The 3,247-nt window shown below is 55.3% G+C and carries 1 rRNA gene; it reads right to left on the reverse strand.

Going from position 1 to position 3,247, the window contains the following annotated elements:
* Window positions 1-10: 10 nt before the first annotated feature.
* A 23S ribosomal RNA gene (locus ACFYRU_RS39385) occupies window positions 11-3,131 on the reverse strand.
* Between the last annotated feature and the right edge of the window lie 116 nt (window positions 3,132-3,247).

Raw genomic sequence — 3,247 nt, forward strand, 5'->3', positions numbered from 1 at the left:
AGTTTGTGTGTGTGACAAGCCCTCGGCCTATTAGTACCAGTCAGCTCCACACCTTACGGCGCTTCCACTTCTGGCCTATCAACCCAGTGGTCTACTGGGGGCCTTACCCGGTTAACCCGGTGGGAGACCTCATCTTGAAGCGTGCTTCCCGCTTAGATGCTTTCAGCGGTTATCACTCCCGAACGTAGCCAACCAGCCGTGCTCCTGGCGGAACAACTGGCACACCAGAGGTTCGTCCACCCCGGTCCTCTCGTACTAGGGGCAGCCCTTCTCAAGTCTCCTGCGCGCGCAGCGGATAGGGACCGAACTGTCTCACGACGTTCTAAACCCAGCTCGCGTGCCGCTTTAATGGGCGAACAGCCCAACCCTTGGGACCTACTCCAGCCCCAGGATGCGACGAGCCGACATCGAGGTGCCAAACCATCCCGTCGATATGGACTCTTGGGGAAGATCAGCCTGTTATCCCCGGGGTACCTTTTATCCGTTGAGCGACGGTGCTCCCACATGCCACCGCCGGATCACTAGTTCCGACTTTCGTCCCTGCTCGACATGTCTGTCTCACAGTCAAGCTCCCTTGTGCACTTACACTCAACACCTGATTGCCAACCAGGCTGAGGGAACCTTTGAGCGCCTCCGTTACCTTTTAGGAGGCGACCGCCCCAGTCAAACTACCCACCAGGCACTGTCCCTGATCCGGATAACGGACCAAAGTTAGACAGCCAGAACAATCAGAGTGGTATTTCAACGATGACTCCACCCGAACTGGCGTCCGAGCTTCACAGTCTCCCACCTATCCTACACAAATTGTACCGACCACCAATACCAAGTTGTAGTAAAGGTCCCGGGGTCTTTCCGTCCTGCTGCGCGTAACGAGCATCTTTACTCGTAATGCAATTTCGCCGAGTCCACGGTTGAGACAGCGCCCAAGTCGTTACGCCATTCGTGCAGGTCGGAACTTACCCGACAAGGAATTTCGCTACCTTAGGATGGTTATAGTTACCACCGCCGTTTACTGGCGCTTAAGTTCAAAGCTTCGCCGGCCGAAACCAGCTAACCTGTCCCCTTAACGTTCCAGCACCGGGCAGGCGTCAGTCCGTATACATCGAATTACTTCTTCGCACGGACCTGTGTTTTTAGTAAACAGTCGCTTGGGCCTGGTCTCTGCGACCATCACCGCTTCCACCCGCAAAGGATGTCACGGATCCGGTCCCCCTTCTCCCGAAGTTACGGGGGCATTTTGCCGAGTTCCTTAACCATGGTTCACTCGATCGCCTCGGTATTCTCTACCTGATCACCTGTGTCGGTTTGGGGTACGGGCGGCTCTAACACTCACTGCGAAGTTTTTCTCGGCAGCATGGGATCATCCACTTCCCCTGAACGGGTCCGCCTCGGCTCTCAGGCTTATATGAGACACGGATTTGCCTATGCCTCGCCCTACCACCTTGCCCGCGGATCAGCTTGCGCCTACCATCGCCGCGGTTGGACTACCCTCCTGCGTCACTCCTCAATGCACCTACTACCACCTCGGGCCACCAACGCCACTCCTCCGTCCGAAGACATCAGAGCCTTGTTGGCTTAGCATCAGCAGGTTCGGTCGGGTCGTGTTAATGCCGGTACGGGAATATCAACCCGTTGTCCATCGACTACGCCTGTCGGCCTCGCCTTAGGTCCCGACTTACCCAGGGCAGATTAGCTTGACCCTGGAACCCTTGATCATCCGGCGGACGGGTTTCTCACCCGTCATTCGCTACTCATGCCTGCATTCTCACTCGTGCAGCATCCACAACTCCATCACTAGGCTGCTTCACACGCTGCACGACGCTCCCCTACCCACCCACACACCTGGACACAGATCAAGTCTGTGCCGGGTACTTGTGTGAGTGCCACAGCTTCGGCGGATTGCTTGAGCCCCGCTACATTGTCGGCGCGGAATCACTTGACCAGTGAGCTATTACGCACTCTTTCAAGGGTGGCTGCTTCTAAGCCAACCTCCTGGTTGTCTGGGCAACTCCACATCCTTTTCCACTTAGCAATCGCTTAGGGGCCTTAGCTGGTGATCTGGGCTGTTTCCCTCTCGACTACGGAGCTTATCCCCCGCAGTCTCACTGCCGCGCTCTCACTTACCGGCATTCGGAGTTTGGCTGATTTCGGTAAGCCGGTAAGCCCCCTAGACCATCCAGTGCTCTACCTCCGGTAAGAAACACACGACGCTGCACCTATATGCATTTCGGGGAGAACCAGCTATCACGGAGTTTGATTGGCCTTTCACCCCTATCCACAGGTCATCCCCCAGGTTTTCAACCCTGGTGGGTTCGGTCCTCCACGCGGTCTTACCCACGCTTCAACCTGCCCATGGATAGATCACTCCGCTTCGGGTCTAGAGCATGCGACTAAAACGCCCTATTCAGACTCGCTTTCGCTACGGCTACCCCACACGGGTTAACCTCGCCACACACCACTAACTCGCAGGCTCATTCTTCAAAAGGCACGCCGTCACACCCGAAAGTGCTCCGACGGATTGTAGGCAACCGGTTTCAGGTACTATTTCACTCCCCTCCCGGGGTACTTTTCATCTTTCCCTCACGGTACTAGTCCGCTATCGGTCACCAAGAAGTATTTAGGCTTAGCGGGTGGTCCCGCCAGATTCACACGAGATTTCAAGAGTCCCGTGCTACTTGGGAAAACACTCAAGAGTCACTGTCTTACGCCTACAGGGCTATAACCCACTACGGCTCAACATTCCAGAAGATTCGACTTCAACAGCGATTGATAACTCTCTCGACCCACGGCATTGGATCACGAATGCTCCCACAACCCCATATACGCAACGCACGCCGGCTATCACACGCACATGGTTTAGCCTCATCCGCTTTCGCTCGCCACTACTCACGGAATCACTATTGTTTTCTCTTCCTACGGGTACTGAGATGTTTCACTTCCCCGCGTTCCCTCCAGAACCCTATGTGTTCAGGCACTGGTAACTGGCTTTAGAATGCCAGCTGGGTTTCCCCATTCGGACACCCCCGGATCACAGCTCGGTTGCCAACTCCCCGGGGCTTATCGCAGGCTCCAACGTCCTTCATCGGCTCTTGGTACCAAGACATCCACCGATTGCCCTTAGTAGCTTGTCACAAAACTAAAAGCAAAAATTACGCTACAAAGAGATGCTCGCGTCCACTATACAGTTCTCAAAATACGGGCAGGAACACCAACCCCAACCGTCACCTGCCACGAAAAACTCCCAGAT

The sequence above is a fragment of the Kribbella sp. NPDC004536 genome (assembly GCF_042873835.1).
Lineage (GTDB): Bacteria > Actinomycetota > Actinomycetes > Propionibacteriales > Kribbellaceae > Kribbella.